The following is a 24,312-nucleotide window of genomic DNA, read 5'->3' as shown; positions in this document are numbered from 1 at the left end:
ATGTCGTTTACCGCCGAGGTGCGTGACGAGCTTGCGCGCTGCGAACCCGAATGTGAATATTGCGATCTGTCGACACTTGCCGCTCTTACACGTGTGAGTGGCACGCTTTCGCTGGCGGGCTCTGGTCGGTACCGTTTGACGGTTGCGACCGAGACGGGTGCCGTTGCACGCACGATGATTACGCTGACGCACCGCATCCTCAAGCTCAAAACGGAGTTTACCGTTCGCAAGTCGGTCTTGCATAAGGTGCGAAACTATCTCATCACCTTGCCCGACCAGCCCGACCTCGATAAGGCTTTGGTTCTGCTGGGCATTCTCGACCGCAGGGGAGGACTCGTCGCCGGTGTGCCGCGCCATATCGTCGCCCGGCCCTGCTGCAGGCTCGCCTACATTCGCGGCGCTTTGATTGCCGGCGGCTTTGTGGCAGACCCGCGTGGCGATTTTCACCTGGAGATTGCGGTGCAGGGCGAACAATACGCCAAGGGGCTTTGCGACCTGTTGGAGCAGGTCGGGGTTCATGCACGCGTCAACGCCCGGCGAGGATCATATGCCGTGTACATCAAGAGCGCCGAGGAGATTGAGCATTTGCTCAAATTGATTGGCGCCAAGCGCAGCGTTGCCGAAATCGAGGAAGCCCGTGCGGTCAAGTTGGTGAAAAACGACGTAAATCGTCGCGTGAATGCTGAGCTGGCCAACCAGACGAGAAGCGCCGGCGCTGCCCAACATCAGCTCGCGCTTATCGAGGAGCTTGAGCGACGCGGCATGCGCGATGTGCTCCCGGATGCCTTGGCGGCCTTTTGTGACTTACGTGAGCGCTATCCCGATCTCTCACTGCGAGATTTGGGGGAGATGGCCGACCCTCCTTTGTCAAAGTCGGCCCTATATCACCGTGTTTTGCGTCTTGAAAAGCTCATTGAAGCGAACAGGTAGTTTAAAGCGGCAGTTTATATAGTACTTGAACTGCTGTTTTATGCTTTAAAACGTTTTAAAGCAAATTTGATTTTCAATTTCGAGCATTCTCGTGAAATTCAAGTCAAAAAAAAGGTATATTAGGCGAGTGGTTAGTTTGTGGGCCTCAACGGCGGGCGCTGTAGCTTGCGGGGGCCTTACGAAAGGAGACACAATGGCAGTAAAGGTTGCTATTAACGGCTTCGGTCGCATCGGTCGTCTGGCCTTCCGTCAGATGTTCGGTCATGAGGGCTCCGAGATCGTCGCTATCAACGACCTCACCTCTCCCGATATGCTCGCTTACCTGCTGAAGTACGACTCCACGCAGGGCAACTATGCTCGCGATCACGAGGTCGTCGCTGGCGAGGATTCCATCACCGTTGACGGCAAGGAGATCAAGATCTACAAGGAGGCCGACGCCAACAACCTGCCTTGGGGCGACCTCGACGTCGACGTCGTTCTCGAGTGCACTGGCTTCTACACCAGCAAGGCTAAGGCTCAGGCCCACATCAACGCTGGTGCCAAGAAGGTCGTCATCTCCGCTCCGGCCGGCAGCGATCTGCCCACCATCGTGTACAACGTCAACCATGAGACGCTGACCGCTGAGGACAACATCATCTCCGCTGCTTCCTGCACCACCAACTGCCTCGCCCCGATGGCCAAGGGTCTGAACGACTTCGCTCCCATCGTGTCCGGCATCATGACCACCATTCACGCCTGGACTGGCGACCAGATGCCGCTCGACGGCCCGCAGCGCAAGGGCAACAAGCGTCGTAGCCGCGCCTGCGCCGTCAACATCGTCCCCAACACCACCGGTGCTGCCAAGGCTATCGGCCTGGTTCTCCCCGAGCTCAACGGTAAGCTCATCGGTGCCGCCCAGCGCGTCCCGACGCCGACCGGCTCCCTCACCAACCTCTACGCTGTCGTTGACAAGAAGGTTACCGCCGACGAGGTCAACGCCGCTATGAAGGCCTACGCTGCCACCATCTCCGAGACCTTCGCTTACAACGAGGACGACATCGTCTCCACCGATATCATCGGCGAGACCCATGGCTCCATCTTCGACGCCACTCAGACCATGTGCTCTGACCTCGGCAACGGCCAGACCCTCGTTCAGGTTACCTCTTGGTACGACAACGAGAACTCCTACACCTCTCAGATGGTCCGCACCATCAAGTACTTCGAGAAGTTCGTTGCTTAATTTGGCTTTTAGCGAATAGCTCGTTGAGCGTCTAAAAAAGGGCGCGGCCTTATAGGGCTTACACCCTAAGGTCGCGCCCTTTTTATAAGAAATCGTCTGCCGTAATGGGAGGCAGACACGTACGAAAGGTAGAAGCAAACATGGCCTTTACCAAGAAGACCGTCCGCGACATCGATGTCGACGGCAAGCGCGTTCTCGTCCGCGTTGACTTCAACGTGCCTATCAAGGATGGCGTCGTTGGCGACACCACCCGTATCAAGGCTGCCCTGCCCACCATCAACTATCTCGTTGAGCACAATGCTCGCGTTATCCTCATGAGCCACCTTGGCCGTCCTGAGGGCACCGGCTTCCAGCCCGAGCTTTCCCTCGAGCCCGTCGCCAAGAAGCTCGCCGAGCTCTCTGGTCTCGATGTTGCTTTTGTCGCCGACACTTATGGCGAGAAGGCCGCCGAGGCCGTCGCCGCCGTCGAGCCGGGCAAGGTCCTCGTTCTCGAGAACGTCCGTTTTGACAAGCGTGAGAAGAAGAACGATCCTGAGATCGCCAAGACCCTCGCTTCCTATGGCGACGTCTTCGTCCTCGACGCCTTCGGTACCGCTCACCGCGCCCAGGGTTCCGTCGTGGGTCCCGCCGCTTACCTGCCCGCAGTCGCTGGCTTCCTTCTGGAGAAGGAGGTCGACACGCTGACCGGTATCTTCGCCGAGCCCGAGCGTCCCTTCGTCGCCATCGTCGGCGGTTCCAAGGTTTCCTCCAAGATCGGCGTTCTCGATCACCTTATCGACTCCGCCGACACCCTGATTATCGGTGGCGGCATGGCTTATACCTTCTTCCTGGCTCAGGGCATGACCGTCGGTCAGTCCCTCAAGGAAGAGGACTGGGTCGAGCGCGCTGGCGAGATGCTCAAGAAGGCCGAGGAGAAGGGCGTCAAGATCCTGCTCCCCATCGACAACCGTGTTGCCGACCACTTTGGCGAGGACGCTGTCCCCGAGGTTGTCGCTTCCGACGCTATCCCCGACGACCGTGAGGGCATGGACATCGGCCCCAAGACCGAGGAGCTCTACGCCGAGGCCGTCAAGGGCGCCAAGACCGTATTCTGGAATGGCCCCATGGGCGTCTTTGAGTTCGACAACTTCGCTCACGGCACCCAGGCTATCGCCGAGGCCGTCGCCGAGGCTGATTGCACCTCGATCATCGGTGGTGGCGATTCCGTCGCAGCCGTCAACAAGTTTAACCTGGCCGACAAGATGAGCTGGATCTCCACCGGCGGTGGCGCTTCCATGGAGCTCGTCGAGGGTAAGGCCCTGCCCGGAGTGGAGGCGCTTCTCGATGCCTAATCGCACCCTTCTTATCGCTGGTAACTGGAAGATGAACAACGACGTCGCCGAGGCTGCCAAGCTCGCCGACGAGCTGGCCCAGGCTCTGCCCGAGGTTCCGGCTGGCGTCGAGGTGCTCGTCTGCCCTCCGACCATCGACATTACTACGGTTCATGACCGCATTCAGGCTGCCCCCATCGCCCTCGGTGCACAGAACGTGTACTGGGAGGCCAAGGGTGCCTTCACCGGTGAGTCCTCTTGCGACATGCTCAAGTCCGCTGGCTGCACCTACTGCATCATCGGCCACTCCGAGCGTCGTGACTACTTCCACGAGACCGATGAGGACCAGAACAAGAAGGCTAAGGCTCTCGTTGCCGCCGGTCTTGTTCCCGTCTTCTGCTGCGGTGAGTCCCTTGAGGTTCGCGAGGCCGGCACCTATGTCGAGCATGTCGTGAACCAGGTCAAGGCTGGTCTCGAGGGTCTTGAGATCACCTGCCCCAAGCAGGTCGTCGTCGCCTACGAGCCCATCTGGGCCATCGGCACCGGCAAGACCGCTACCGCCGAGGACGCTCAGGAGGTCTGCGGCGCTATCCGTGAGACCCTCAAGGAGATGTTCGGCGAGGAGCTCGCCAACGGCATCCGCGTTCTTTATGGTGGCTCCGCCAAGCCCGCCAACATCGCTGAGCTTGTTGCCAAGCCCGACGTTGACGGCGCCCTCGTGGGCGGCGCTTCGCTCAAGGCTGCCGACTTCGCCTCTATGGTCGTCAAGGCAGGCGAGTAGGGTATATGGCACAGCGTCATCTTCCTGCACTCCTAATCATCATGGATGGCTGCGGCTTGGCTCCGGCCGACGGCGAGAACGCCGTCGCTGCCGCCAAGACGCCCTTCCTCGATAGCCTGTACGAGAAGTATCCTCACACCACGCTCGGTGCTTCGGGCGAGGACGTGGGCCTTCCCGACGGCCAGATGGGCAACTCCGAGGTGGGTCACCTCAACATCGGTGCCGGCCGCATCGTGTTTCAGGAGCTTTCGCGCATCAACAACGCCATCAAGGACGGCTCCATCGCCAAGAACGAGGTTTTCGTCAAGGCTATGGATGACGTCAAGGCCGAGGGCAAGACCCTGCACCTCATGGGCCTCATGAGCCCCGGCGGTGTTCATTCTCACATGAACCATGTCGAGGCCCTGGTCAAGATGGCTGCCCAGTATGGCATTAAGACCGTTCGCGTTCACGCCTTTATGGATGGCCGCGACGTCGATCCGCAGTCCGGTGCCGGCTACATGAGCGAGTTCTGCGCCTTCCTGGCCAAGATCTCCGAGGAGACTGGTTGCGACGCTCGCGTTGCTACCGTCTCGGGCCGTTATTGGGCCATGGACCGCGACAACCGTTGGGAGCGCATCGAGCGCGCCTACGACGTCATGGTCAATGCGTCCGATGCCGATACCGACCCCGTTGCCGGTATCAAGGCCTACTACGAGAAGGATCCGCGCGGCGATGAGTTCGTTGAGCCGTTCGCTGCCCACAACGAGGGCATCCACGAGGGCGACGCGGCCATCTTCTTCAACTTCCGTCCCGACCGCGCTCGTCAGATGACCCGCGTGTTCACGGACAAGGAGTTCGACGGCTTTGAGCGCGAGCAGATCAAGCTCTCGCACTTTGTGACGATGACCGAATACGATCCGACGTTTGACGTCGAGGTCGCCTTCCCCAAGACGTTCCCCGAGAACGTTCTGGCCGACGTTATCGCAGCCAATGGCCTGAAGCAGCTGCACACCGCCGAGACCGAGAAGTACGCCCACGTGACGTTCTTCCTTAACGGCGGCATCGAGGAGCCCAAGGAAGGCGAGGAGCGCGTGCTCGTCGCTTCCCCCAAGGTTGCTACCTACGATTTGCAGCCCGAGATGAGCGCTCCCGAGGTTACCGAGAAGCTCGTCGCTGCCATCAACGAGGATCGCGCTGATTTCTACATCGTGAACTTCGCGAACTGCGATATGGTTGGTCACACCGGTGTCTTTGACGCGGCCGTTAAGGCCGTCGAGGCTGTTGACGATGCCCTGTCCAAGGTTGTCCCGGCGATTCTCGCTAAGGGCGGCTTTGCGCTGATTACCGCCGACCACGGCAACGCCGATCACATGTTTGACGTTGCTTCCGACGGTTCCAAGCATCCGTTTACGGCTCACACCACCAACCGCGTGCCGTTCATCATCGTTGATGAGAAGGCACAGCTCACCGGTATCGAGGACGGTCGACTTTCCGATATCGCCCCGACTATGCTCACCATGGCTGGTCTGGAGCCTTCCGCCGAGATGACGGGCCGCGTGCTCGCGACCGAGGCCTAAGAGAAAACGCCAAGCGTTTCTTTGCAAGGGGGTTGACCATATTCGGGCAACCCCCTTTTTGGTATTTCTGCCATTTCTACCTCGTCCCCAAATGGCAGGTGGGGAGTGTCGGGGGTTGTGGTACAGTACTAGAGTTTGAATTGTTCTATTAAGGAGCTTCTCTATGGGTCCGTTTCAGATTCTGCTGTTTGTAGTTTGGGCTGTCTCTGCCGTGGCGCTGACGATTCTCGTCCTGATGCATTCCGGTAAGGGCACCGGCGTTTCGGATATGATCGCCAGCTCGCTGTATAACTCCAGCTCTGCCACGGGCGTTATGGAGCAGAACCTTGACCGCCTGACCGTCATCATGGCTGTCGTGTTTGCCGTGTGCGTCGTGCTGTGCATGTTCTTCTTCCCGCAGGGCATCGTGGGCTACTAAGCACGAGCCGCATAAAAAAATTGAAAAGGGTTCCGCAAGTGCGGGACCCTTTTTGTTTAAAGACTTGTAACAGAGCCAGAATATCACCACATACTGCGCCCAACTAAAGAAATTCTCGACCGTTAACCGGAATTAGCCCCAAATCGTGCATAAAATGCGCTACTGTATTGAAAACGATGGCCTGTTGTGCATAACCAGCCATAGCAACGGGCGGCGTTTCGATAGTTCGGATCGGATTGTCTCGACATATGTCCGACTGAACATTTCTTTGTCCTATCTCATAAGGAGGATGGCATGGCTGATTCTATGTTCCACCAGCCCGTTATGGGTCGTCGCGCCTTTGTCGGCGGTACCCTTGCTGCGAGCTCCATGGCTTTTCTTGCCGCATGCGGCAAGAAGGGCGGCGACGCTTCCGGTTCTGAGTCCGGTTCGACGCTGAACTTCTACATCAATAACCCGGTCTGCATCGACCCCTACAATGTCCAGGAGGACCAGGGCACTCAGGTCGAGTACCAGCTCTTTGACGCTCTGACCTCTTATGACGCCGAGAAGGGCGAGATCGTTCCGCTGGCTTGCGAGTCCTTCGAGGCCAACGACGACGCCACCGAGTTTACCTTCAAGATCAAGAAGGCCAAGTTCCACAACGGTGATGACGTTACCTCCAAGTCCTTCAAGCTCGGTTGGGAGCGTCTGGTCAGCACCAAGTCCGCTGTCGCTAAAGAGTATGGTCCTTCCGAGGTCTCCTATCACCTTTCCATGGTCGAGGGCTATGACGATCTGCTTGCCGGTAACACTACTGAGCTCAGCGGTGTTACCTGCCCTGACGATGAGACCCTCGTCGTCAAGCTGACTTCCGCTTACGCCGACTTCCCCTTCGTCGCCTCTCATCCGGCTCTGTCCCCGGTTCCCGAGTGCGCCGAGTCCGATGTCAAGAGCTTCTACCTTGCCCCGATCGGTAACGGCCCGTTCATGATGGACGGCAAGTGGGAGGATGGTCAGGAGATCAACCTCAAGAAGTTCGACGATTACTATGGCGACAAGGCCAAGATCGATAGCATCCACTTCCAGGTCATCAAGGACGTGGAGACCGCTTACAAGGAGTTCCAGGCCGGTAACCTTGACATCTGCGACGTTCCCGTTGCTCAGATCGACGCCGCCAAGAAGGATCGCGGCGAGTCCAAGGACGGCTACACCATGGGCGACGGCGAGCGCATGCTGCTCGGCGCCGAGCCTTCCACCTACTACCTGACCTGCAACACCACGGCCGAGCCGTTCAACAACGCCGATCTGCGCAGGGGCATCTCCCTGGCCATCAACCGTGAGGCCATCTGCAAGACCATCTTCAAGGGTACCCGCACCCCCGCTGACGGCATTGTTCCTCCGGGCATCGATGGCTACAAGGAGGGCGCATGGGAGTTCTGCGCCTACGACGTCGACAAGGCTAACGAGTATCTCGACAAGGTTGCTCCCGCTGACGCCAACGGCGATCGTGGCATTAACGTGACTCTGTCCTACAACCAGGACGGTGGCCACAAGGAGATCATGGAGTCCATCATCGGTGACCTTGCCAAGGTTGGCATTACCGCCGTCTCCGATACCCCCGAGTGGTCTGCCCTGCTCGAGCAGTACCAGAACCTCAACTATCAGTTCGGTCGTCTGGGCTGGATTGCCGACTATCCGATCATGGACAACTTCCTGTATCCGCTGTTCCACTCCGACTCCCTCGGTGGCGACAACCGTTCTGGTTACAACAACCCCGAGTTCGACGCCAAGGTCGACGAGGCCCGTACCACGATTGACGACGAAGAGCGCGTCGCTAAGATGCAGGAGGCCGACGCAATGGTCGCTGCTGACTGCCCGGTCATCCCGCTGATGTTCTACACGCACACCATCGCCGGCTCCGATCGCATCAAGTACCTCTATGTCGATCCGCAGAAGCACGCCGATCTGGGTACCGCTGAGCTCGCCTAAGAGTTTTGCAACTTCCGTGAGGGTCAAGTATTTACGTAGACCTCATGGGAAACATACAGTTCTCCCTAACCTGGGGTAAACTGGCTGATGGTAATTTTGGGATGCCGGTCTGGCGATCGGCATCCCATTTAAGTTAATCCCTAGATAGGGGAGTGGTATGGGTAAGTACATCGTTAAACGTGTGCTTCAGTTCATCCCGGTATTTTTGGGCGTTACGCTGATTCTGTTCGCCCTCCAGAATATCGTGCCGGGAGATCCGATCAAGCTGATCGGTGGAGACAAGGCTCTGTCCCCCGAGGTGGAGCTTCAGCTTCGCGTCCGCTATCACCTGGTCCAATCGGACGAGGACGGCAACGCGATCCTTGACGAGAACGGCGACCCCGTTCAAACGTCGCTCGTGGACCGTTACTTGTATTACATGAACGGCCTGCTTCATGGCGATCTGGGTAATTCATATCAGCGCAAGCTGCCGGTTACGGAAATCTTTGCCCAGAAGTATCCGTATACGGTCAAACTTGCCGCATGCGCCATCGTACTCGAGGCAATCATGGGTATCGGTGCGGGTATCATTTCGGCGGTAAAGCGTTATTCCTTCTGGGATATTTTGGTAACGCTCACCACGTCGATCCTCGTTGCCGTCCCGGCCTTCTGGCTCGGTATGTTGCTGCAGCTGTTCTTTGGCGTCATTCTCAAGGACGCCACGGGCGGTGCATTCTCCATGCCGATCTCGGGTGCCGGTGGTTCCAGTTCTCAGTATCAGGATTGGATGCACTATGTGCTTCCGACCATTACGCTGGCTTCGGTTTCGACCGCTTATTCCGCCCGCATTATGCGCTCGCAGCTGCTTGACGTCATGAGCCAGGATTACATCCGTACGGCAAAGGCCAAGGGTCTCTCCAATCGCGCGATCATCATCAAGCATGCGCTTAAGAATGCACTCATCCCCGTCGTTACCTATATTGGTGTCGACTTCGGTGCCATGCTTTCGGGCGCCATCCTGACCGAGACGGTTTTTAACTGGCCCGGTATCGGCTATGAGGTCTATCGCGCCATTAGCATGCGTGACTGGCCCATCGTTATGGGCGGCGTTACGCTCATCGTCGTCGTCGTCATGGTGATCAACCTGCTCGTCGACATTAGCTATGCATTCCTCGACCCGCGCATCCGCCTTGGCGGTCCGTCGGATAAGGCCTAAGGGAGGTACGTCTCATGCAGGAAACTGATTCTCAGTCTCAGGAGCAGGCTGCCGCCACCATGGCCGCATCTGCTCCCGCCAAGTCTCGCACGCTGTGGGGCGACGCTTTTAAGCGTCTTCGTAAGAACAAGCTCGCCGTTATCGGTGTCTGCTGGATCATTATCGTCGTTGTGGTTGCCTTGACCGCAGATCTGTGGGCTAAGCCCTGGCTCGGTTCGCCGACGGCTTCCGATTCGACCACCATGGCCGAGACGTCGCTGCTGGCTCCGTGTGCAGAGCACCCGTTTGGCACCGACTCCCTTGGCCGTGACATTCTCGTCCGCGTTATCTACGGTGCACGCGTTTCGCTGTCCGTCGGCATTATGGCCACTGCGATCTCCACGGTGATTGGTCTGGTCATGGGCGCTCTGGCCGGTTTCTACGGCGGCATCTGGGATACGATCATCATGCGCTGTGCGGACATCTTCCTTGCGTTCCCGTACGTGCTGTTCGTTGTCGCCATGATCGCCGTTATCGGCCGTGGTCTTCAGAACGTCTTTATCGCCATCGGTATTCTTGGCTGGCCTTCGATTGCGCGCGTCTTCCGATCCGCGATCTTGACGGTCAAGGAAAACGACTATGTTGACGCTGCGCGCGCGATGGGTGCATCTGATGCTCGTATCGTCGTGCGTCACATCTTCCCGAACTCCGTTGCCTCCATCGTGGTCTACGCGACTATGAACATTGGTGGCGCCATTCTGACCGAGTCCGCTCTGTCCTTCCTCGGCATGGGCGTTATTCCGCCTACGCCTTCGTGGGGCTCCATGATTCAGGACGGCCAGCAGTATCTTCTGACTGCTCCCTGGATGATGATCATGCCCGGTCTGGCAATTCTCTCGACGGTGCTCGCCTTCACCCTGCTGGGTGACGGTCTGCGCGACGCCCTCGACGTCAAGATGAAGGACGCATAAGGATGAAGAAGAACAAGAACTATGTGGACCTGAAGGACCAGCCGGTTCCCGAGGGCCAGCATCTGCTCGAGGTTGATGACCTTAAGATGTATTTCCACACCGAGGATGGCGTCGTTCGTGCTGTCGATGGTGTGTCCTACACGCTCGATCGTGGCGAGACCCTGGGTGTCGTCGGTGAGTCCGGCTCCGGTAAGTCCGTGACCGCCATGACCATCATGGGTCTTATCTCGATGCCTCCGGGAAAGATTGAAGGCGGTGACGTTCGCTATCGCGGTCGTTCTATCCTCGAGATGACCGAGGAAGAGATGCAGCACATTCGTGGCAACGATATCGCGATGATCTTCCAGGATCCTATGACCTCCTTGAACCCGGTCTATAAGATCGGCAAGCAGGTGGGTGAGGGCCTTCGTCTGCACCGTGGCTACTCCAAGCAGGAGGCGCTCAAGCGCGCCACCGAGCTTTTGGACCTCGTTGGCATTCCCGAGCCCGAGAAACGCGTCAATGAGTATCCACACCAGTTTTCTGGTGGTATGCGTCAGCGCGTCATGATTGCCATGGCCCTTGCCTGCGATCCCGATATTCTGATTGCCGACGAGCCCACGACTGCCCTGGACGTTACCATTCAGGCTCAGATTATTGAGCTTATGCAGGAAATGCAGGAGAAGAACGGCAACGCCATCATCATGATTACCCATGACCTGGGTGTTGTCGCCGATATGGCCGACAAGATCATGGTTATGTACGCCGGCCGTCCCGTCGAGTTCGGTACTGCTGAGGAAATCTTCTACGAGAGCCGTCACCCTTATACCTGGGGCCTGATTCGCTCCATCCCGGAGCAGGCCATCGATGAGAAGAAGCCGCTTACGCCGATTCACGGCAACCCGCCTTCGCTCATGAACCTGCCCGAGGGTTGTGTGTTCTCGCCTCGTTGCCCCTATGCGACCGATAGGTGCCGCAAGCAGCGCCCCGAGCGTTTTGTCACCGAGTCCGGCCACTATTCTGCGTGTCATTATTCCGGTGACCCCGAGTTCCTCAAGAACGCCCCTGAAACGTCCCGCACACGTAAGGATTCCAAGAAGGGAGGCGAGGCGTAAATGGCAGACAATAACGAGCGCACTCCGCTACTGAAGGTCGAGCACCTCTCTAAGGAGTTCTCCGCAGAGTCCGGCATGTTCGCCAAGCGTTTTTCCAAGCGCGTCGTCTCTGCTGTAAACGACATCTCTTTTGAGATTTATCCTGGTGAGACCTTTGGTCTGGTTGGTGAGTCTGGTTGCGGTAAGTCCACTACGGGTCGCACCATCATGCGCCTGACCAAGCCGACCGCCGGTAAGGTGTTCTTCCAGGGTAAAGATGTTGCCGAAATGAGCAAGCATGAGATCAAGGATATGCGTCGCGAGATGCAGTTTATCTTCCAGGATCCTTATGCCTCGCTGAATCCTCGCATGACCATCGGCGAGATCGTCTCCGAACCCATGACCATTCACGGCGTGGGAACCAAGGAGGAGCGCATTGAGCGCGTCCGCGAGCTTCTCGACGTTGTCGGACTGAACCCCGAGCACATCAACCGCTATCCTCATGAGTTCTCGGGTGGCCAGCGTCAGCGTGTCGGCATTGCCCGCGCTTTTGCGCTGAAGCCCAAGCTGATTATCTGTGACGAGCCGGTATCCGCTCTGGATGTGTCCATTCAGGCCCAGGTTCTGAACCTGCTTAAGGAGCTGCAGGACAAGTTTGGTACGGCGTATCTGTTTATCGCCCACGACCTGTCCGTCGTTCAGCACATCTCCGATCGCGTTGCCGTTATGTATCTGGGTAAGGTGGTCGAGGTTTCTGACTGGAAGACGCTCTATAGCAAGCCTCACCACCCGTATACGCAGTCGCTGCTGTCTGCCGTGCCGGTTCCCGATCCGGATATCCAAAAGTCCCGTAAGCGCATCATCCTCGCCGGCGATCCGCCGTCACCGCTGGATCCGCCGACTGGCTGCCGTTTCCACACGCGCTGCCCGATCGCGCAGGGCATCTGCTCCGAGAAGCTTCCCGAGTTTAGGGAAGTCGCACCGGGCCACTGCTGCGCCTGCCACTTCGCCGAGCCGTTCCCGATTAAGGAATCGCACATCGACCTGTAGTCGGTTGTTTTCGTCCGGGCCCGTGCTGGACTTAGTTTTCAGAACGTCCTCGACCATGGAAACCCCCTTATCCTGCTCCTTCGGAGCTGCGGATAAGGGGGTTTCCTGGTCTGCGGAATGTTCTGAAAACTAAGTCCAGCACGGGCCCTGTGTTACCACTGCAGGGGGGGGGCGATTCCTTGATCGCTCACTTTATCTAATAAGAAATTTAGTGAGGCCGGAGCTTTAGCTCCGGCCTCCTTATATAAGGGCTCGGCAAAGCCGAGCCACTAAATTTATATCAGCCCCCAGAACATGATTGAGAACTGTGCATGAAGCATGTGCCCCTAGGGCAGGAATGAGGTTGCCTTCCAACGCATTCCGCAGGGGGCGGCATTATTTTGTAGCGCGAAGCGCAGATCAAAATAATGCCGCATGCCCGAGGACGCGTTGGAAGGCAACCTCATTCCTGCCCGAACAGGTCAGTCTACCTGCGCATTTTCAAATTCGTAAACTTTTTTGAAAAAAGTGCTTGCACAGTTCTCGAATCATAGGTTATTATCTTCCTCGTTGAAAGCGCGGGTCCAACAAAACGAACTGCGAATCAACAATATAGCATGTCGGAGTGGCGGAATTGGCAGACGCGCTAGCTTGAGGTGCTAGTGACCGCTTTTTGGTCATGCGGGTTCAAGTCCCGCCTCCGACACCATCGCATTTGAGAAGCCTCTTCGGAGGCTTTTTTGTTACCGATAGACGGTGAGGTTCACGATGGAAACGCTTGAGCGCAATGAGTGGGTTGACGTTGCCCAATTGGTCGATATTACGAGCGATGCTGTCATTATCTGCGAGCTCGACGGAACCATTTTGCATGTAAACAATCGCTTGCTCGACTTGATCTGCGAGGAACGTTCCGATGTGATCAACGGGGACGTTAAAGATTTCTTGTACTCGTCAGCATTTGAACGCGCGACAGAACATCGTCTTCCTTTTGAGACCAATGGTACCGAGAGCGAGTTGATGCTTAAGCTAAGTGACGGCTCCTTTATTCCCGTCCTAGTTTGTGCCGGCTCGGTTACGCCGCCTCGTATCTTTGGCCGCCGTGCGCCGCGTGTTCTCGTGGCGCTCCATAGTATCGAAGAGCAGTATTCGCATGACCGTCAGCTCAAGCGTGCGCTTTCGGAGCTCAGAGTGGCGAATAAGCGCCTCTCGGGCACGTTGTCGGTCATTATGAGCACGGTGGGCTCCGATGAGCTGCCTAGTTTGTTGGATACCGTTTTGAACCAGCTTGTAGGAACCCTCGATGCCTCGGGTGCTGCCATCTATTTTTCTGAGAGCGGCGGTTTTAAGCTTCGCGGTGTTTCCAAGGAGCTGTATGACAGCTACCTGCCCGAGTTTATGCCGTATGGTGCGGGTATCCCGACGTATGTGCTCCGTGAGTCTCGTGCCTGCCGCCTGTCGATTCAGCAGGACCTTGAGGGCGATAGGATTGCCTCGGGTATGTTCATGGACCTGGACAATCGTTCTAAGCACCTGCTACGCATGCAAGATATGCCTCCATACCGCAGCGAGATATGTCTTCCCGTGTTTTATGGCACTCAGGTGCTCGGTGTGTTGGAGGTCGGTTGGAAACGTCCGCAGGCGCCGCTTGCCTATGATGTCAACGTGCTCGAGGTCATTTGCGATTATCTCTCCATCCAACTAGTCGGCATGGCATCGAGTCTACGTTCACGTCGCACGGCAGAGCTTGGCCGTTCTCTCAACGTGCTGCGCGATGAGTTGTTTGCCTATCTCGATGATCCTATTGCCGCCTCGCGTGCGGTGTCGACCGAAATCTGCGCTGTGCTCAGTTGCCATTTCTGCCCCGTGGAGTATGATGCGGGCCTCGGAACCTATGTCATCGATTTTGAGGGCGGCAGTCGTGTGGCATTGCCGGGCGATCCGGAGTCACTCTTCTTTTCTGTCACGACGCCGGCGGCGCGCCTGGGGGCAATTTCCGATGGATTTGAGACATCGGTGCTGGGCGGGACGAGCGCCGACGACCTCAAGCACGTGCGCCTTACGCGCGTGGACGAATCCACGACTATGGGCGCATGGTTGAGAGCCCACGGCCTGCCGTGTCAGGGACTTTATGTCGATTCCGGTATCGAGGCGGGGCGCTGCCGCTCGGAGGCGGATGGTACGAGAAGCAACGATGCGATTGTGCCCGCTGATATCGCCAAGGGACCGACGAGGCGCGTTTTGCTGCTCCGTGATGGCAGCCAGGAGCCAATCGACGACCTTGAATACGACTACATGGTGCATTTGGCACACGACTTTGAGCTGATCTATGAGGGCGAGTCTCAAAAGCGTGAAGAGCGTCATATCGCTCAGACGCTTCAGATTGGCATGAGAAATTCGCTAGGCGACGTTCCGGGCATCGCAACCGATTCGGTATACCTGTCGGCAACGAATTCGGCGTTGGTTGGTGGTGACTTCTATACGCTTGTCCGTCTTCCAGACGATTGCGCCGTTATGATATTGGGCGATGTCTCCGGCAAAGGAATTGAGGCGGCGTCGATGTCGGCACTCGTCAAGACGGCGTTGACGGCTTATGCCTGGGAGGGTGCGGGACCCGCTCGCATGGCCCGCTCGCTCAATAGCATGCTCATGGGCTTTTCGAGGGTCGAGACGTTTGTGACGGCGTTTATCGCCAAGATTGATCTTAAAGCGGGCCGTGCTACCTATTGCTCTGCGGGACATCCTCCCACTATGGTCATTAGGCCGTCGTCGACGCCGCATGGCGGAGGAGAGACCTGCGGGGGAGAAGTGGAGCTCCTTGGGTGCCAATCGGGCGTGATCGGTGCCTTTGAGAGCATGGTGTACGAGACGGGCGTGTTTACGTTCGATCCTGGTGACATGCTGTTTATGTATACCGACGGAACGATCGAAGCACGCGACCGCTCGGGTGCTTTCTTTGGCGAGCAACGCCTGCGCGACCTTCTACTCTCTGTTTCGGGTGAGGGCGTATCGGGCATCTGCGGTAAGGTCTTGGGCGAGCTTGACCGCTTTACCGACTCGGCGCTGGACGATGACATTGCATTGGTGTCCCTTGAGTTTTTACGGGGTCGATCGTAGGTCGCGACGTTGGGCATACAGAATCCTAACGGTTGCAGAAAAGTTTGCATCGAGCGAGCTCTTTTGGGGAACCATGGTCGCATGAATGAGTGGAATGACATAGCGGTTTTGACGCCACCGGGCGATATCGATATCGCCTCGGTGCCCGAGCTGCGCCGACGGTTGGATAATTTAATCGACCGGGGCGTGCGCCGTGTTGTCATCAATTGCCAGACCGTGGCTTTTATCGACTCGACGGGTTTGGCGTTTTTGCTTACGCGTGCCAGAGAGCTTATGAGACGAGAAGGGCTGCTTTCGCTTGTTAACGCCTCCGATGAGGTCGTTCGCTTTTTGGAGATTGCCCGACTTGTCGACATCCTTCATGTTGCGGGTCCGGTGCGGGAGTCGATTCCCGCCATTCCGGTGGGGGAGTTGCCGCGATGGAGCAAGAGCGTCAAGGTGCAGCGAGGCATCGAGAATCTCCCGTATTATCGGCACCGTGTGGCCGAGCTTCTCGAATCGCTTCCCCTGAGGCGTGATGAGCGCTATGACGTCGCATTAGCGTTGGGGGAGGCATTGGGTAACGCATATGACCATGCGGGCGGTGTTGGCTGCATCCTGACGGTTCAGGCCTATGGGGACCGTGTTGTGCTTGAGGTGCTTGATCGAGGTTCTGGCTATTCTATCGATGGGGCGAGCGAACCGATGGCATCCGAGGAACGCGGACGCGGTATCAAGCTTATGCGCATGCTCGTCGATAATGTGGAGGTTGCCCGTCGCACGGATGGTGCCGGCACACGCGTTCGGATGGTGAAGCTGTTTAGTTCGGCATTGGAATCGTGCGCTTAGCGCCTTGGGCCGACATGATTTCCCTGCGTGAACTTGCTTTGGGCAACTTTTTTGAAAAAAGTACTTGCGTCTTTTGGATAACTCGCGTAAATTAATAACCCGCAAGCGGACATGGCTCAGTTGGTAGAGCACAACCTTGCCAAGGTTGGGGTCGCGGGTTCGAGCCCCGTTGTCCGCTCCATTGCATTTCCGGACCGTTCTTAACGGTCCTTTTTCGGCGAAGTGGCCAAGTGGTAAGGCAGAGGCCTGCAAAGCCTTTACCCCCGGTTCGAATCCGGGCTTCGCCTCCAGGCAACATCCGGGCGCTCCGGCGCCCGTTTTGTTTTACATATGCGGACATGGCTCAGTTGGTAGAGCACAACCTTGCCAAGGTTGGGGTCGCGGGTTCGAGCCCCGTTGTCCGCTCCAAGCACAACAGCCCGACTACCACGGTAGCCGGGCTTTTTCGTACCCATTGCAGAGGCTCGAACCCGAGAGGGAGCGAGCGTTAAGCAAACGCGGAGCGTTTGTAGCGAGCTGGCGAGGTCGCCGGCAGGCGGCCGAAGCCGGTGCGGATCCGCGAAGCGGATACGCGGATGCCCCGTTGTCCGCTCCAACTATCTTACGCGGTTCTAACGAACCGCGTTTTTTGTTGACGCTGCGCGAGCCCCGGGCACCCCATCTTGCCCCTCAATCGTCGGTCGCGTACATAAAGTACGCTTCCCTCCTCTTTCGCGGCAACCTGGGGCACCCGGAGCCCGCTCGCTGTCGTGACCGGGGGAGTGGGTTTTCCGTTCTTTTCACTAATCGGTCGATTCGTCCCGGGAGGCCCGAAGCCGAGAGGGAGCGAGCGTCTTGGGGCGTGGCTGTGGCGTTGTTTGCCGCGAATAACAGCTTTGGGCGTATCATCGCGGGCATTACCCAGCAGATGGACTATCTTGAGCGGCTGGGCATCGAGGCCATCTGGTTGAGCCCGTTTTACCCATCGCCTCTTGTCGATGGTGGCTATGATGTGGCGGATAACTGCGATGTCGACCCACGTCTCGGCTCGCTTGACGACTTCGATGACATGGTCGCTGCGGCTCACGCGCGCGGCATCAAGGTCATCGTCGACATCGTGCCCAATCATTCATCCAACCAGCACCCCTGGTTCAAAGCCGCTCTTGCCGCCCGCCCCGGATCGCCCGAGCGCGCCCGTTATATCTTCCGCGATGGTCGCGGCGAACATGGCGAGCTGCCTCCCACCAATTGGAATGCCAACTTTGGAGGCCCCGCCTGGACGCGTGTTGCGGACGGTCAGTGGTATCTGCATATGTTTACGCCCGAGCAGCCGGACTTTGACTGGTCATGCCCCGAGGTTCATGCGTTCTTTTGCGACGTCCTGACGTTTTGGAGCGATCGAGGCGTCGATGGCTTTCGCATTGATGTGGCGCACGGTCTCGCCAAGGACCTCGACCGCGATGACCTCGACCGGTGGCATCTCGCCGAGGGCGATGACATGGTTGACGACGGCACCCATCCGCTGTGGGACCGCAACGAGGTCCACGAGATCTATCGCGAGTGGCGACGCGCTATGCCCTGCCGCAAATCAAGGCGACGCGCTACCACCAGATTTCGCTCGACTGGCTCTTACGCGACGGGTCGTCTTATGACGAGGACCGTGAACTCGGCGAGCGCCGCGCGCGGGCGGCCCTTTTGCTTGAGCTGGCGCTTCCGGGCTCGGCATACGTGTATCAGGGTGAGGAGCTCGGCCTTTTTGAGGTGGCTGATGTCTTCGTGAGGTTCGCGAGAGCGTCGCAAAACTTTTCAAAAAAAGTTCTTGCATAGGATGCGGGTATCACGTAAGATTAATCCCCGTAAGCGGACATGGCTCAGTTGGTAGAGCACAACCTTGCCAAGGTTGGGGTCGCGGGTTCGAGCCCCGTTGTCCGCTCCATTTGGGCGTTTAGCTCAGGGGGAGAGCGCTTCCCTGACACGGAAGAGGTCACAAGTTCAAATCTTGTAACGCCCACCAAATGTTCGCAGTCCAGAGGCTTTGCTTCTGGACTGTTTTGTTATAAACACACATAATATGCCGTCAAATTATCGACCTCGGTCGCTTTTTCACGTTGCATTTGCTGCCCAGCATAATTTGTCGTTATTGGCCTCTTGGTCTCGTGGGAGATGATTATTTTGATCATAACCGTGCACGTCGCCCGCGTTTCCATGGTTGACCCCCGCGCAATCTTTTATGGTGATCGGTTTTGGCGAGATTGCCTTCCAGGGAGGATTCGGAACGATTGAAGGCCGTACGTTCTTCGCGCGCTGGGCGGGCCTTGTCACAAAGGGGTGGGCTTTTGTGGTTATCGCCGGCGTGCTGCTCGATCCCTTTACAGCGGCTCTCGGCCGCATGATAGCTCGCGAAGAGAACTAATAGCCCCTCGCCTATCGAATGCCGGCGGACGGGGTGCCGGGGCTGTAGTCTTCCGAGCGTTTGCAGCCCCGTCGCTCCGTCCGCCGGCATTCGACCGCAACATGTTGGTCAAGCATAATCTTTTGGATTCTTTTCGCGTGAGCGGCTTGGTTTTGATAGGATTTGTCGGCGGCTTGACGAGGGGGTTTTATAACTGCCTTGCAGGTAGCCGCGTTGGTAACGTTTTACCGACTTGCCAAGAAACCCTCATAATTAATGTGTCTGTAAAATGACCAATTGCTTTGACCTGCTGAAACACTATATGTTGTGTTTGACCTAAAAAAAGAATACAGGATATAGAGGCGTCTTTGTCGTATGATAGATGGCGGACAGAGAACGAAGACCTTGTTCGTCCCATTTGGACACGCCTTTGAGCCGCTTGATCGGCCGCGAGGATTGTCCGCATGAGGACCTATGGTTTATCGAGAACACAGATTGCGCGACGGCGCCGCAAGACAGGGACAAGCCCTGCCAGGCATCGTTTGGCTCTGAAGCGCAATGGGATTACGACGCGAAAGAGGCAAGAGGATGAAGATCATCAAGCGCAGCGGTACCGAGGTTGCCTTTGACATCGATAAGATCGTCAATGCGATTCGCGCCGCCAACTTGGAGGTCGAGGAGGGCTCTCGTCTTACCGACCGCCAGGTGATCTATGCGGCGCAAAACGTCGCCGAGGCATGTGAGAAGGCCGGCCATACCGTATCGGTCGAGGAGATCCAGGATCTGGTCGAGGACGAGATCATGCGTCTCGACTGCTACGAGGTCGCTCGCCGCTACATCATCTATCGTTATGTTCAGAGCCTGAAGCGCCAAAAGAACACGACCGACGACAAGATCCTGTCGCTGATCGAGTGCAATAACGAAGAGGTTAAGCAGGAGAACTCCAATAAGAATCCGACCGTCAATTCCGTTCAGCGCGACTATATGGCCGGCGAGATTTCCAAGGACCTGACCCAACGCGTGCTGCTGCCCCAGGAGATCGTGGATGCCCATAATGAGGGTCTGATCCATTTCCACGATTCGGATTACTTTGCCCAGCACATGCACAACTGCGATCTGGTGAACCTGGAGGACATGCTCCAGAACGGCACCGTTATCTCGGGCACGCTGATCGAGAAGCCGCACAGCTTTTCGACCGCCTGCAACATCGCGACGCAGATTATCGCCCAGGTTGCTTCCTCCCAGTACGGCGGTCAGTCTATTTCGCTGACCCATCTCGCCCCGTTCGTTGAGGTGAGCCGTCAAAAGATTCGCGGCGAGGTTGCTCGCGAGCTTGAGGAGCTCGGTGTTTCGGCATCTGCCGAGAAGGTTCGCGAGGTCGTTGAGGAACGCCTGCGCGATGAGATTCGTCGCGGCGTCCAGACGATTCAGTATCAGGTCGTGACCCTTATGACCACGAATGGCCAGGCGCCGTTCGTGACGGTCTTTATGTATCTCAATGAGGCCCGTACGCCCCAGGAGAAGCACGACCTTGCCATGATTGTGGAGGAGACGCTTCGTCAACGCTATGAGGGCGTTAAGAACGAAGCCGGCGTGTGGATCACCCCGGCGTTCCCCAAGCTCATCTACGTGCTCGAGGACGATAACATCCGCGAGGATTCGCCGTACTTCTATCTGACCAAGCTCGCCGCCAAGTGCACCGCCAAGCGCATGGTGCCCGACTACATCTCCGAGAAGAAGATGCGCGAGCTCAAGCTGTCTAAGGGCGAGACCGCCGGCAACGGTGATTGCTATACCTGCATGGGTTGCCGCAGTTTCCTGACGCCCGACCGTTCGGGCAACGGCTTTAACAATGTCGCCAACGCTCTGAACTATGATCCGACCAAGCCTAAGTACTATGGTCGCTTTAACCAGGGTGTTGTGACCATCAACCTGCCCGATGTTGCGCTGAGCTCGCATCAGGACATGGACAAGTTCTGGAAGATCTTCGATGAGCGCCTTGAGCTGTGCCACCGCGCCCTGCTGTGCCGTCATGAGCGCCTGATGGGCACGCTTTCGGATGCTGCGCCGATTCTTTGGCAGTACGGTGCCTTGGCGCGCCTTAAGAAGGGCGAGACGATCGACAAGCTGCTCGTGGGCGGCTATTCCACCATTAGCCTGGGTTACGCCGGTCTGTATGAGTGCGTCAAGTACATGACGGGCCACAGCCATACCGAGAAGGAGGGCACGCCGTTTGCCATGGCCGTCATGCAGCACATGAACGACAAGTGCGCCGAGTGGAAGGCCGAAAGCGATATCGACTTCTCGCTGTACGGCACCCCGCTTGAGTCGACGACCTACAAGTTCGCCAAGTGCCTGCAGCGCCGTTTCGGCATTATCCCGGGCGTGACGGATAAGGGCTACATTACTAACAGCTATCACGTCCACGTGTCCGAGGAGATCGATGCCTTCGACAAGCTTAAGTTTGAGGGCATGTTCCAGCAGCTTTCGCCGGGCGGTGCCATCTCCTACGTTGAGGTTCCCAACATGCAGGACAACCTCAAGGCGGTCATTCGCGTAATGCAGTACATCTACGACAACATCATGTACGCCGAGCTCAACACCAAGAGCGATTACTGCCAGGTGTGCGGCTATGACGGCGAGATTCGCATTGTCGAGGACGATGGCAAACTGGTGTGGGAGTGCCCCAATTGCGGCAATCGTGACCAGGAGAAGATGAATGTCGCCCGTCGCACGTGCGGCTACATCGGTACCCAGTTCTGGAACCAGGGTCGAACCGAGGAGATCCGCGACCGCGTGCTGCATCTCTAATAACCATCCCAGGCTGCCCCGTAGCGAGGCCCCGGACCTTTACTCGCTATTTCGGACAGTCCTGGCTCACGACGGAGGCGCCACTGGCGCCTCCTGTTCGTGCGGAACTCATATCGAGCAAAGGTCCGGGGCCTCGCTACGGGGCAGCCAAGTTGATGTAGCTGAGATGCAGTATGCGGTCTGCTCACTCCTCGAAGTTCTTAGCGGAAATAATTCGAGCTGCAGCTGCGATTTACTTGCGATGCCGGTTGAGCCGCAACCCAGTTTTTATTGGGCCTCGAACCCCATACTCGATGTTCGCTTCGTTCATCGAGTGTCGCTCGCGAGGGATCTGGAGCATATCGTCTCGCCCGTAGTTTCGCAGGCCGAAGGCCGAGAATGTTTGAGGACGGGATGATATGCTCCAGACCCCCAGGAAGGTTACCTATGAACTACGCGAACATTAAGTATTTCGACATTGCTGATGGAGAAGGCGTTCGTACCTCTCTGTTTGTGAGTGGGTGCCGTCGTGGGTGCAAGAATTGTTTTAACTCCGTCGCGTGGGACTTTGCCGCGGGTGAACCGTTCGATCGTGCCGTCGAGGACAAAATCATCGAGAGTCTTGATCATCCCTTTATTGATGGCCTGACGATTCTGGGCGGGGAGCCTATGGAACCCGAGAACCAGGCGGGGCTCGTTGATTTTATCGAACGCGTGCGTGCGACCTATCCTGTGGAGTCTGGGAAGACCATTTGGTGCTTTACCGGTGATGTGCTCGAGGAACTAATGCCGGGCGGCCGCCACCATACCGACGTGACGGACCGTATCCTTGCTTGCCTCGACATGCTGGTAGACGGTCCGTTCGTTCAAGATCTGTACGATATCTCGTTGCGCTTTAGGGGCTCGAGTAATCAGCGCGTGATCGACATGAACGCCTCGCGCGCTCGTGCTGCGCGCGAGGGCGTTGCGCTTTGCGACGCTGTGGAGCTTTGGCGGGACGATCCGGTCTATTCGACCCATACTATGTAGCTGGAAGAGGTTGCGTGCCAGCGTGGTACCATAGCGCGAACGCGAAATCGAAAAAAGTGAGGCCCAGATGGTCGATCAGGAAAAAGTCGAGACTGCTATTAAGCTGCTGCTTGAAGGTATAGGCGAGGACCCAACTCGTGAGGGCCTGCTGGAGACCCCGGCACGCGTCGCCCGTATGTATGGCGAGATTGCCGGCGGTATGGGCCGGAGTGCCGAGGAGCACCTGTCCAAAACCTTTGCCGTCGCTTCGAACGATTTGGTTATCGAGCGCGATATTACGTTTTACTCGCTGTGCGAGCACCATCTGCTGCCTTTTTATGGCAAGGCTGCGATCGGCTATATCCCTAACGGTCGCGTGGCGGGTCTGTCTAAGCTTGCTCGCACGGTTGAGGTCTATGCCCGTCGTCTGCAGCTGCAGGAGCAGCTGTGCGCGCAGGTTGCCGATGCCCTCATGGAATATCTTGCTCCCCAAGGGGCGATCGTGCTGATGGAAGCCGAGCATATGTGCATGACCATGCGCGGCGTGCAAAAGCCCGGTACCAAGACCGTAACGCTTGCTCGTCGCGGCGTCTTTGAGACCGATCCCGCGCTCGAGGAGCGATTCTTTAGGATGCTGGGCCGCTAACCATGAGAGTCGTCAACGACTTTACATCGAAGACCGATGAGGGGACGCCGCGTCGCGGTTTTATGGCTTCGGGCCTGACTCCCTTTGGCGCCATGCCTCGCATTGATTGCATTTGTGCCAACGGGCTGTTCCGGCGGCACCTGGGCAACATTGCACAGTTGGAATCGGGGCGCATCTTCTGCCGCCACGGTATTGACCATCTGCTGGATGTCGCGCGCATTATGTGGATTAAGAATCTTGAGGAACAGCTCGAATTTGACCGCGAGGTCATCTACGCCACGGCACTTCTTCACGATATCGGCAAAGATGAACAGTATGAATCGGGTATATCCCATGATGTTGCAAGCGAGCGCGTCGCTGATGCGATTCTTGGCGGCATGCCCGATGACGTGGCATTTGATCCGGCCGATGCCGCGGCCATTAAGACGGCCATTTTAGGCCATAGAAAGCTGCGCGTGAACAGCCAACCGCTTGAGCGTCTGCTCTATGCAGCTGACAAAGCGTCGCGCGCCTGCTTTGCATGCCCCGCGCGCAATGCCTGCAACTGGAGCGATGATAAAAAGAACCTGTCGATTCGCGTGTAGTTGGTTTGCGCGGTCGGGGTTCTAAACGAAGGAGACGATCGCGATGACCAACAAGAAACTGCCCGAGAATGCAACCAAGACTGAAGGCGCCGAGCTCGCCCGCCGTGGAAGGGGCGAAATATCCACCGCAACGGCGGTGCCCCACGTGAGCTATGACGATCTGCGCCATGCCGATCGCATCACCGTTGAAGGTCTTGAGGTCTTTGCCAACCACGGCGTGTATCCCGAGGAGAACGCCCTGGGCCAGAAGTTCATCGTGTCCTTGGTGCTCTATGCCGACCTGCGTGCAGCAGGGGAGCACGATAACCTGGATGCCTCGATTGACTACGGCTCGGTGTGCCACGATGTCGATGGCTATCTGCGCGAGCATACGTTTAAGCTCATCGAGGCCGCAGCCGAGGGCGTGGCCCAGATGCTGCTACGTCGTTACCCTCTGCTGCTCGGCGTGCGTGTTAAGCTCGATAAGCCTTGGGCGCCCGTCGGTCTTCCCCTGGCAAGCTGCGGTGTCGAGATCGAGCGCGTGCGCTAACCGGTTC

Annotated in this window: 20 protein-coding genes and 6 tRNA genes; all 26 read left to right on the top strand. The window is 57.4% G+C overall.

Going from position 1 to position 24,312, the window contains the following annotated elements; genetic code table 11:
- The 26 genes from whiA (at window position 1) to folB (ending at window position 24,305) form a co-directional block, all read left to right on the top strand.
- Entirely contained in the window at window positions 1-930 is a 930-nt protein-coding gene (whiA, locus tag ACTQVX_RS01125) for a DNA-binding protein WhiA (RefSeq protein WP_154517461.1), read from the top strand.
- A 193-nt stretch (window positions 931-1,123) separates the two neighbouring features.
- On the top strand, window positions 1,124-2,149 hold the full coding sequence (gap, locus tag ACTQVX_RS01120) for a type I glyceraldehyde-3-phosphate dehydrogenase (RefSeq protein ID WP_154517458.1): 1,026 nt from the start codon (window positions 1,124-1,126) through the stop codon (window positions 2,147-2,149).
- Between the two features lie 140 nt (window positions 2,150-2,289).
- Window positions 2,290-3,480, top strand: coding sequence for a phosphoglycerate kinase (locus ACTQVX_RS01115; protein ID WP_304212190.1), 1,191 nt, complete (start codon window positions 2,290-2,292; stop codon window positions 3,478-3,480).
- Window positions 3,473-4,240 (top strand): triose-phosphate isomerase, encoded by a 768-nt coding sequence (gene tpiA / locus ACTQVX_RS01110; protein WP_154517452.1) that lies wholly within the window; start codon window positions 3,473-3,475, stop codon window positions 4,238-4,240. The genes ACTQVX_RS01115 and tpiA overlap by 8 nt, the downstream gene beginning before the upstream one ends.
- A gap of 5 nt (window positions 4,241-4,245) precedes the next feature.
- On the top strand, window positions 4,246-5,799 hold the full coding sequence (gene gpmI, locus ACTQVX_RS01105) for a 2,3-bisphosphoglycerate-independent phosphoglycerate mutase (RefSeq protein WP_304212185.1): 1,554 nt from the start codon (window positions 4,246-4,248) through the stop codon (window positions 5,797-5,799).
- Window positions 5,800-5,962: 163 nt separating this feature from the next.
- Complete coding sequence (gene secG / locus ACTQVX_RS01100; RefSeq protein WP_006236144.1) at window positions 5,963-6,217, top strand: preprotein translocase subunit SecG; 255 nt, start codon at window positions 5,963-5,965, stop codon at window positions 6,215-6,217.
- Between the two features lie 294 nt (window positions 6,218-6,511).
- Window positions 6,512-8,188 carry a peptide ABC transporter substrate-binding protein gene (locus ACTQVX_RS01095; protein WP_441541202.1) on the top strand — a complete coding sequence of 559 codons (1,677 nt, stop codon included), beginning with the start codon at window positions 6,512-6,514 and terminating at the stop codon, window positions 8,186-8,188.
- 157 nt (window positions 8,189-8,345) lie between these two features.
- Window positions 8,346-9,383 carry an ABC transporter permease gene (locus tag ACTQVX_RS01090; RefSeq protein ID WP_427795959.1) on the top strand — a complete coding sequence of 346 codons (1,038 nt, stop codon included), beginning with the start codon at window positions 8,346-8,348 and terminating at the stop codon, window positions 9,381-9,383.
- Between the two features lie 59 nt (window positions 9,384-9,442).
- Complete coding sequence (locus ACTQVX_RS01085) at window positions 9,443-10,333, top strand: ABC transporter permease (protein WP_370450642.1); 891 nt, start codon at window positions 9,443-9,445, stop codon at window positions 10,331-10,333.
- A gap of 2 nt (window positions 10,334-10,335) precedes the next feature.
- Window positions 10,336-11,427: an ABC transporter ATP-binding protein gene (locus ACTQVX_RS01080; RefSeq protein WP_441559983.1), complete on the top strand. Its 1,092-nt coding sequence runs from the start codon at window positions 10,336-10,338 to the stop codon at window positions 11,425-11,427.
- Entirely contained in the window at window positions 11,428-12,456 is a 1,029-nt protein-coding gene (locus tag ACTQVX_RS01075; protein WP_441559981.1) for an ABC transporter ATP-binding protein, read from the top strand. It abuts the gene before it with no gap.
- A gap of 598 nt (window positions 12,457-13,054) precedes the next feature.
- A tRNA-Leu gene (locus ACTQVX_RS01070) sits at window positions 13,055-13,144 on the top strand.
- A 59-nt stretch (window positions 13,145-13,203) separates the two neighbouring features.
- Window positions 13,204-15,549 (top strand): SpoIIE family protein phosphatase, encoded by a 2,346-nt coding sequence (locus ACTQVX_RS01065; RefSeq protein ID WP_441559979.1) that lies wholly within the window; start codon window positions 13,204-13,206, stop codon window positions 15,547-15,549.
- An 81-nt stretch (window positions 15,550-15,630) separates the two neighbouring features.
- Window positions 15,631-16,377, top strand: a complete 747-nt coding sequence (locus ACTQVX_RS01060; RefSeq protein ID WP_441559616.1) for an anti-sigma factor antagonist — start codon at window positions 15,631-15,633, stop codon at window positions 16,375-16,377.
- A 105-nt stretch (window positions 16,378-16,482) separates the two neighbouring features.
- A tRNA-Gly gene (locus ACTQVX_RS01055) sits at window positions 16,483-16,558 on the top strand.
- A gap of 35 nt (window positions 16,559-16,593) precedes the next feature.
- Window positions 16,594-16,667 (top strand) — tRNA-Cys (locus ACTQVX_RS01050).
- Window positions 16,668-16,709: 42 nt separating this feature from the next.
- Window positions 16,710-16,785, top strand: a tRNA-Gly gene (locus tag ACTQVX_RS01045).
- Between the two features lie 439 nt (window positions 16,786-17,224).
- Complete coding sequence (locus tag ACTQVX_RS01040; protein WP_441559977.1) at window positions 17,225-18,136, top strand: alpha-amylase family glycosyl hydrolase; 912 nt, start codon at window positions 17,225-17,227, stop codon at window positions 18,134-18,136.
- An 80-nt stretch (window positions 18,137-18,216) separates the two neighbouring features.
- Window positions 18,217-18,292 (top strand) — tRNA-Gly (locus tag ACTQVX_RS01035).
- Window positions 18,293-18,295: 3 nt separating this feature from the next.
- Window positions 18,296-18,370: transfer RNA gene (locus tag ACTQVX_RS01030), tRNA-Val, on the top strand.
- Window positions 18,371-18,586: 216 nt separating this feature from the next.
- The gene (locus ACTQVX_RS01025; RefSeq protein ID WP_154517425.1) at window positions 18,587-18,769 is read left to right on the top strand and encodes a hypothetical protein; all 183 of its coding nucleotides are present in this window, start codon (window positions 18,587-18,589) and stop codon (window positions 18,767-18,769) included.
- A gap of 567 nt (window positions 18,770-19,336) precedes the next feature.
- On the top strand, window positions 19,337-21,559 hold the full coding sequence (gene nrdD / locus ACTQVX_RS01020; protein ID WP_427718616.1) for an anaerobic ribonucleoside-triphosphate reductase: 2,223 nt from the start codon (window positions 19,337-19,339) through the stop codon (window positions 21,557-21,559).
- 426 nt (window positions 21,560-21,985) lie between these two features.
- Complete coding sequence (gene nrdG / locus ACTQVX_RS01015) at window positions 21,986-22,567, top strand: anaerobic ribonucleoside-triphosphate reductase activating protein (RefSeq protein WP_441015851.1); 582 nt, start codon at window positions 21,986-21,988, stop codon at window positions 22,565-22,567.
- A 67-nt stretch (window positions 22,568-22,634) separates the two neighbouring features.
- Entirely contained in the window at window positions 22,635-23,192 is a 558-nt protein-coding gene (gene folE / locus ACTQVX_RS01010) for a GTP cyclohydrolase I FolE (protein WP_427718613.1), read from the top strand.
- A gap of 2 nt (window positions 23,193-23,194) precedes the next feature.
- Window positions 23,195-23,776: an HD domain-containing protein gene (locus ACTQVX_RS01005; RefSeq protein ID WP_441559976.1), complete on the top strand. Its 582-nt coding sequence runs from the start codon at window positions 23,195-23,197 to the stop codon at window positions 23,774-23,776.
- A 43-nt stretch (window positions 23,777-23,819) separates the two neighbouring features.
- Window positions 23,820-24,305: a dihydroneopterin aldolase gene (gene folB, locus ACTQVX_RS01000; RefSeq protein ID WP_427718610.1), complete on the top strand. Its 486-nt coding sequence runs from the start codon at window positions 23,820-23,822 to the stop codon at window positions 24,303-24,305.
- Window positions 24,306-24,312: the final 7 nt, after the last annotated feature.

Source organism: Collinsella sp. LCP19S3_A6 (genome assembly GCF_052122015.1).
In the GTDB taxonomy this organism is placed as follows: domain Bacteria; phylum Actinomycetota; class Coriobacteriia; order Coriobacteriales; family Coriobacteriaceae; genus Collinsella.
The sequence above is the reverse complement of the archived record's forward strand: the minus strand, read 5'-3'. Positions and strand labels throughout refer to the sequence as shown.

Coding starts and splice junctions, on each gene's coding strand:
- whiA (WP_154517461.1), top strand. CDS start 1: ATGTCGTTTACCGCCGAGGTGCGTGACGAGCTTGCGCGCTGCGAACCC.
- gap (WP_154517458.1), top strand. CDS start 1,124: ATGGCAGTAAAGGTTGCTATTAACGGCTTCGGTCGCATCGGTCGTCTG.
- ACTQVX_RS01115 (WP_304212190.1), top strand. CDS start 2,290: ATGGCCTTTACCAAGAAGACCGTCCGCGACATCGATGTCGACGGCAAG.
- tpiA (WP_154517452.1), top strand. CDS start 3,473: ATGCCTAATCGCACCCTTCTTATCGCTGGTAACTGGAAGATGAACAAC.
- gpmI (WP_304212185.1), top strand. CDS start 4,246: ATGGCACAGCGTCATCTTCCTGCACTCCTAATCATCATGGATGGCTGC.
- secG (WP_006236144.1), top strand. CDS start 5,963: ATGGGTCCGTTTCAGATTCTGCTGTTTGTAGTTTGGGCTGTCTCTGCC.
- ACTQVX_RS01095 (WP_441541202.1), top strand. CDS start 6,512: ATGGCTGATTCTATGTTCCACCAGCCCGTTATGGGTCGTCGCGCCTTT.
- ACTQVX_RS01090 (WP_427795959.1), top strand. CDS start 8,346: ATGGGTAAGTACATCGTTAAACGTGTGCTTCAGTTCATCCCGGTATTT.
- ACTQVX_RS01085 (WP_370450642.1), top strand. CDS start 9,443: ATGGCCGCATCTGCTCCCGCCAAGTCTCGCACGCTGTGGGGCGACGCT.
- ACTQVX_RS01080 (WP_441559983.1), top strand. CDS start 10,336: ATGAAGAAGAACAAGAACTATGTGGACCTGAAGGACCAGCCGGTTCCC.
- ACTQVX_RS01075 (WP_441559981.1), top strand. CDS start 11,428: ATGGCAGACAATAACGAGCGCACTCCGCTACTGAAGGTCGAGCACCTC.
- ACTQVX_RS01065 (WP_441559979.1), top strand. CDS start 13,204: ATGGAAACGCTTGAGCGCAATGAGTGGGTTGACGTTGCCCAATTGGTC.
- ACTQVX_RS01060 (WP_441559616.1), top strand. CDS start 15,631: ATGAATGAGTGGAATGACATAGCGGTTTTGACGCCACCGGGCGATATC.
- ACTQVX_RS01025 (WP_154517425.1), top strand. CDS start 18,587: ATGGTGATCGGTTTTGGCGAGATTGCCTTCCAGGGAGGATTCGGAACG.
- nrdD (WP_427718616.1), top strand. CDS start 19,337: ATGAAGATCATCAAGCGCAGCGGTACCGAGGTTGCCTTTGACATCGAT.
- nrdG (WP_441015851.1), top strand. CDS start 21,986: ATGAACTACGCGAACATTAAGTATTTCGACATTGCTGATGGAGAAGGC.
- folE (WP_427718613.1), top strand. CDS start 22,635: ATGGTCGATCAGGAAAAAGTCGAGACTGCTATTAAGCTGCTGCTTGAA.
- ACTQVX_RS01005 (WP_441559976.1), top strand. CDS start 23,195: ATGAGAGTCGTCAACGACTTTACATCGAAGACCGATGAGGGGACGCCG.
- folB (WP_427718610.1), top strand. CDS start 23,820: ATGACCAACAAGAAACTGCCCGAGAATGCAACCAAGACTGAAGGCGCC.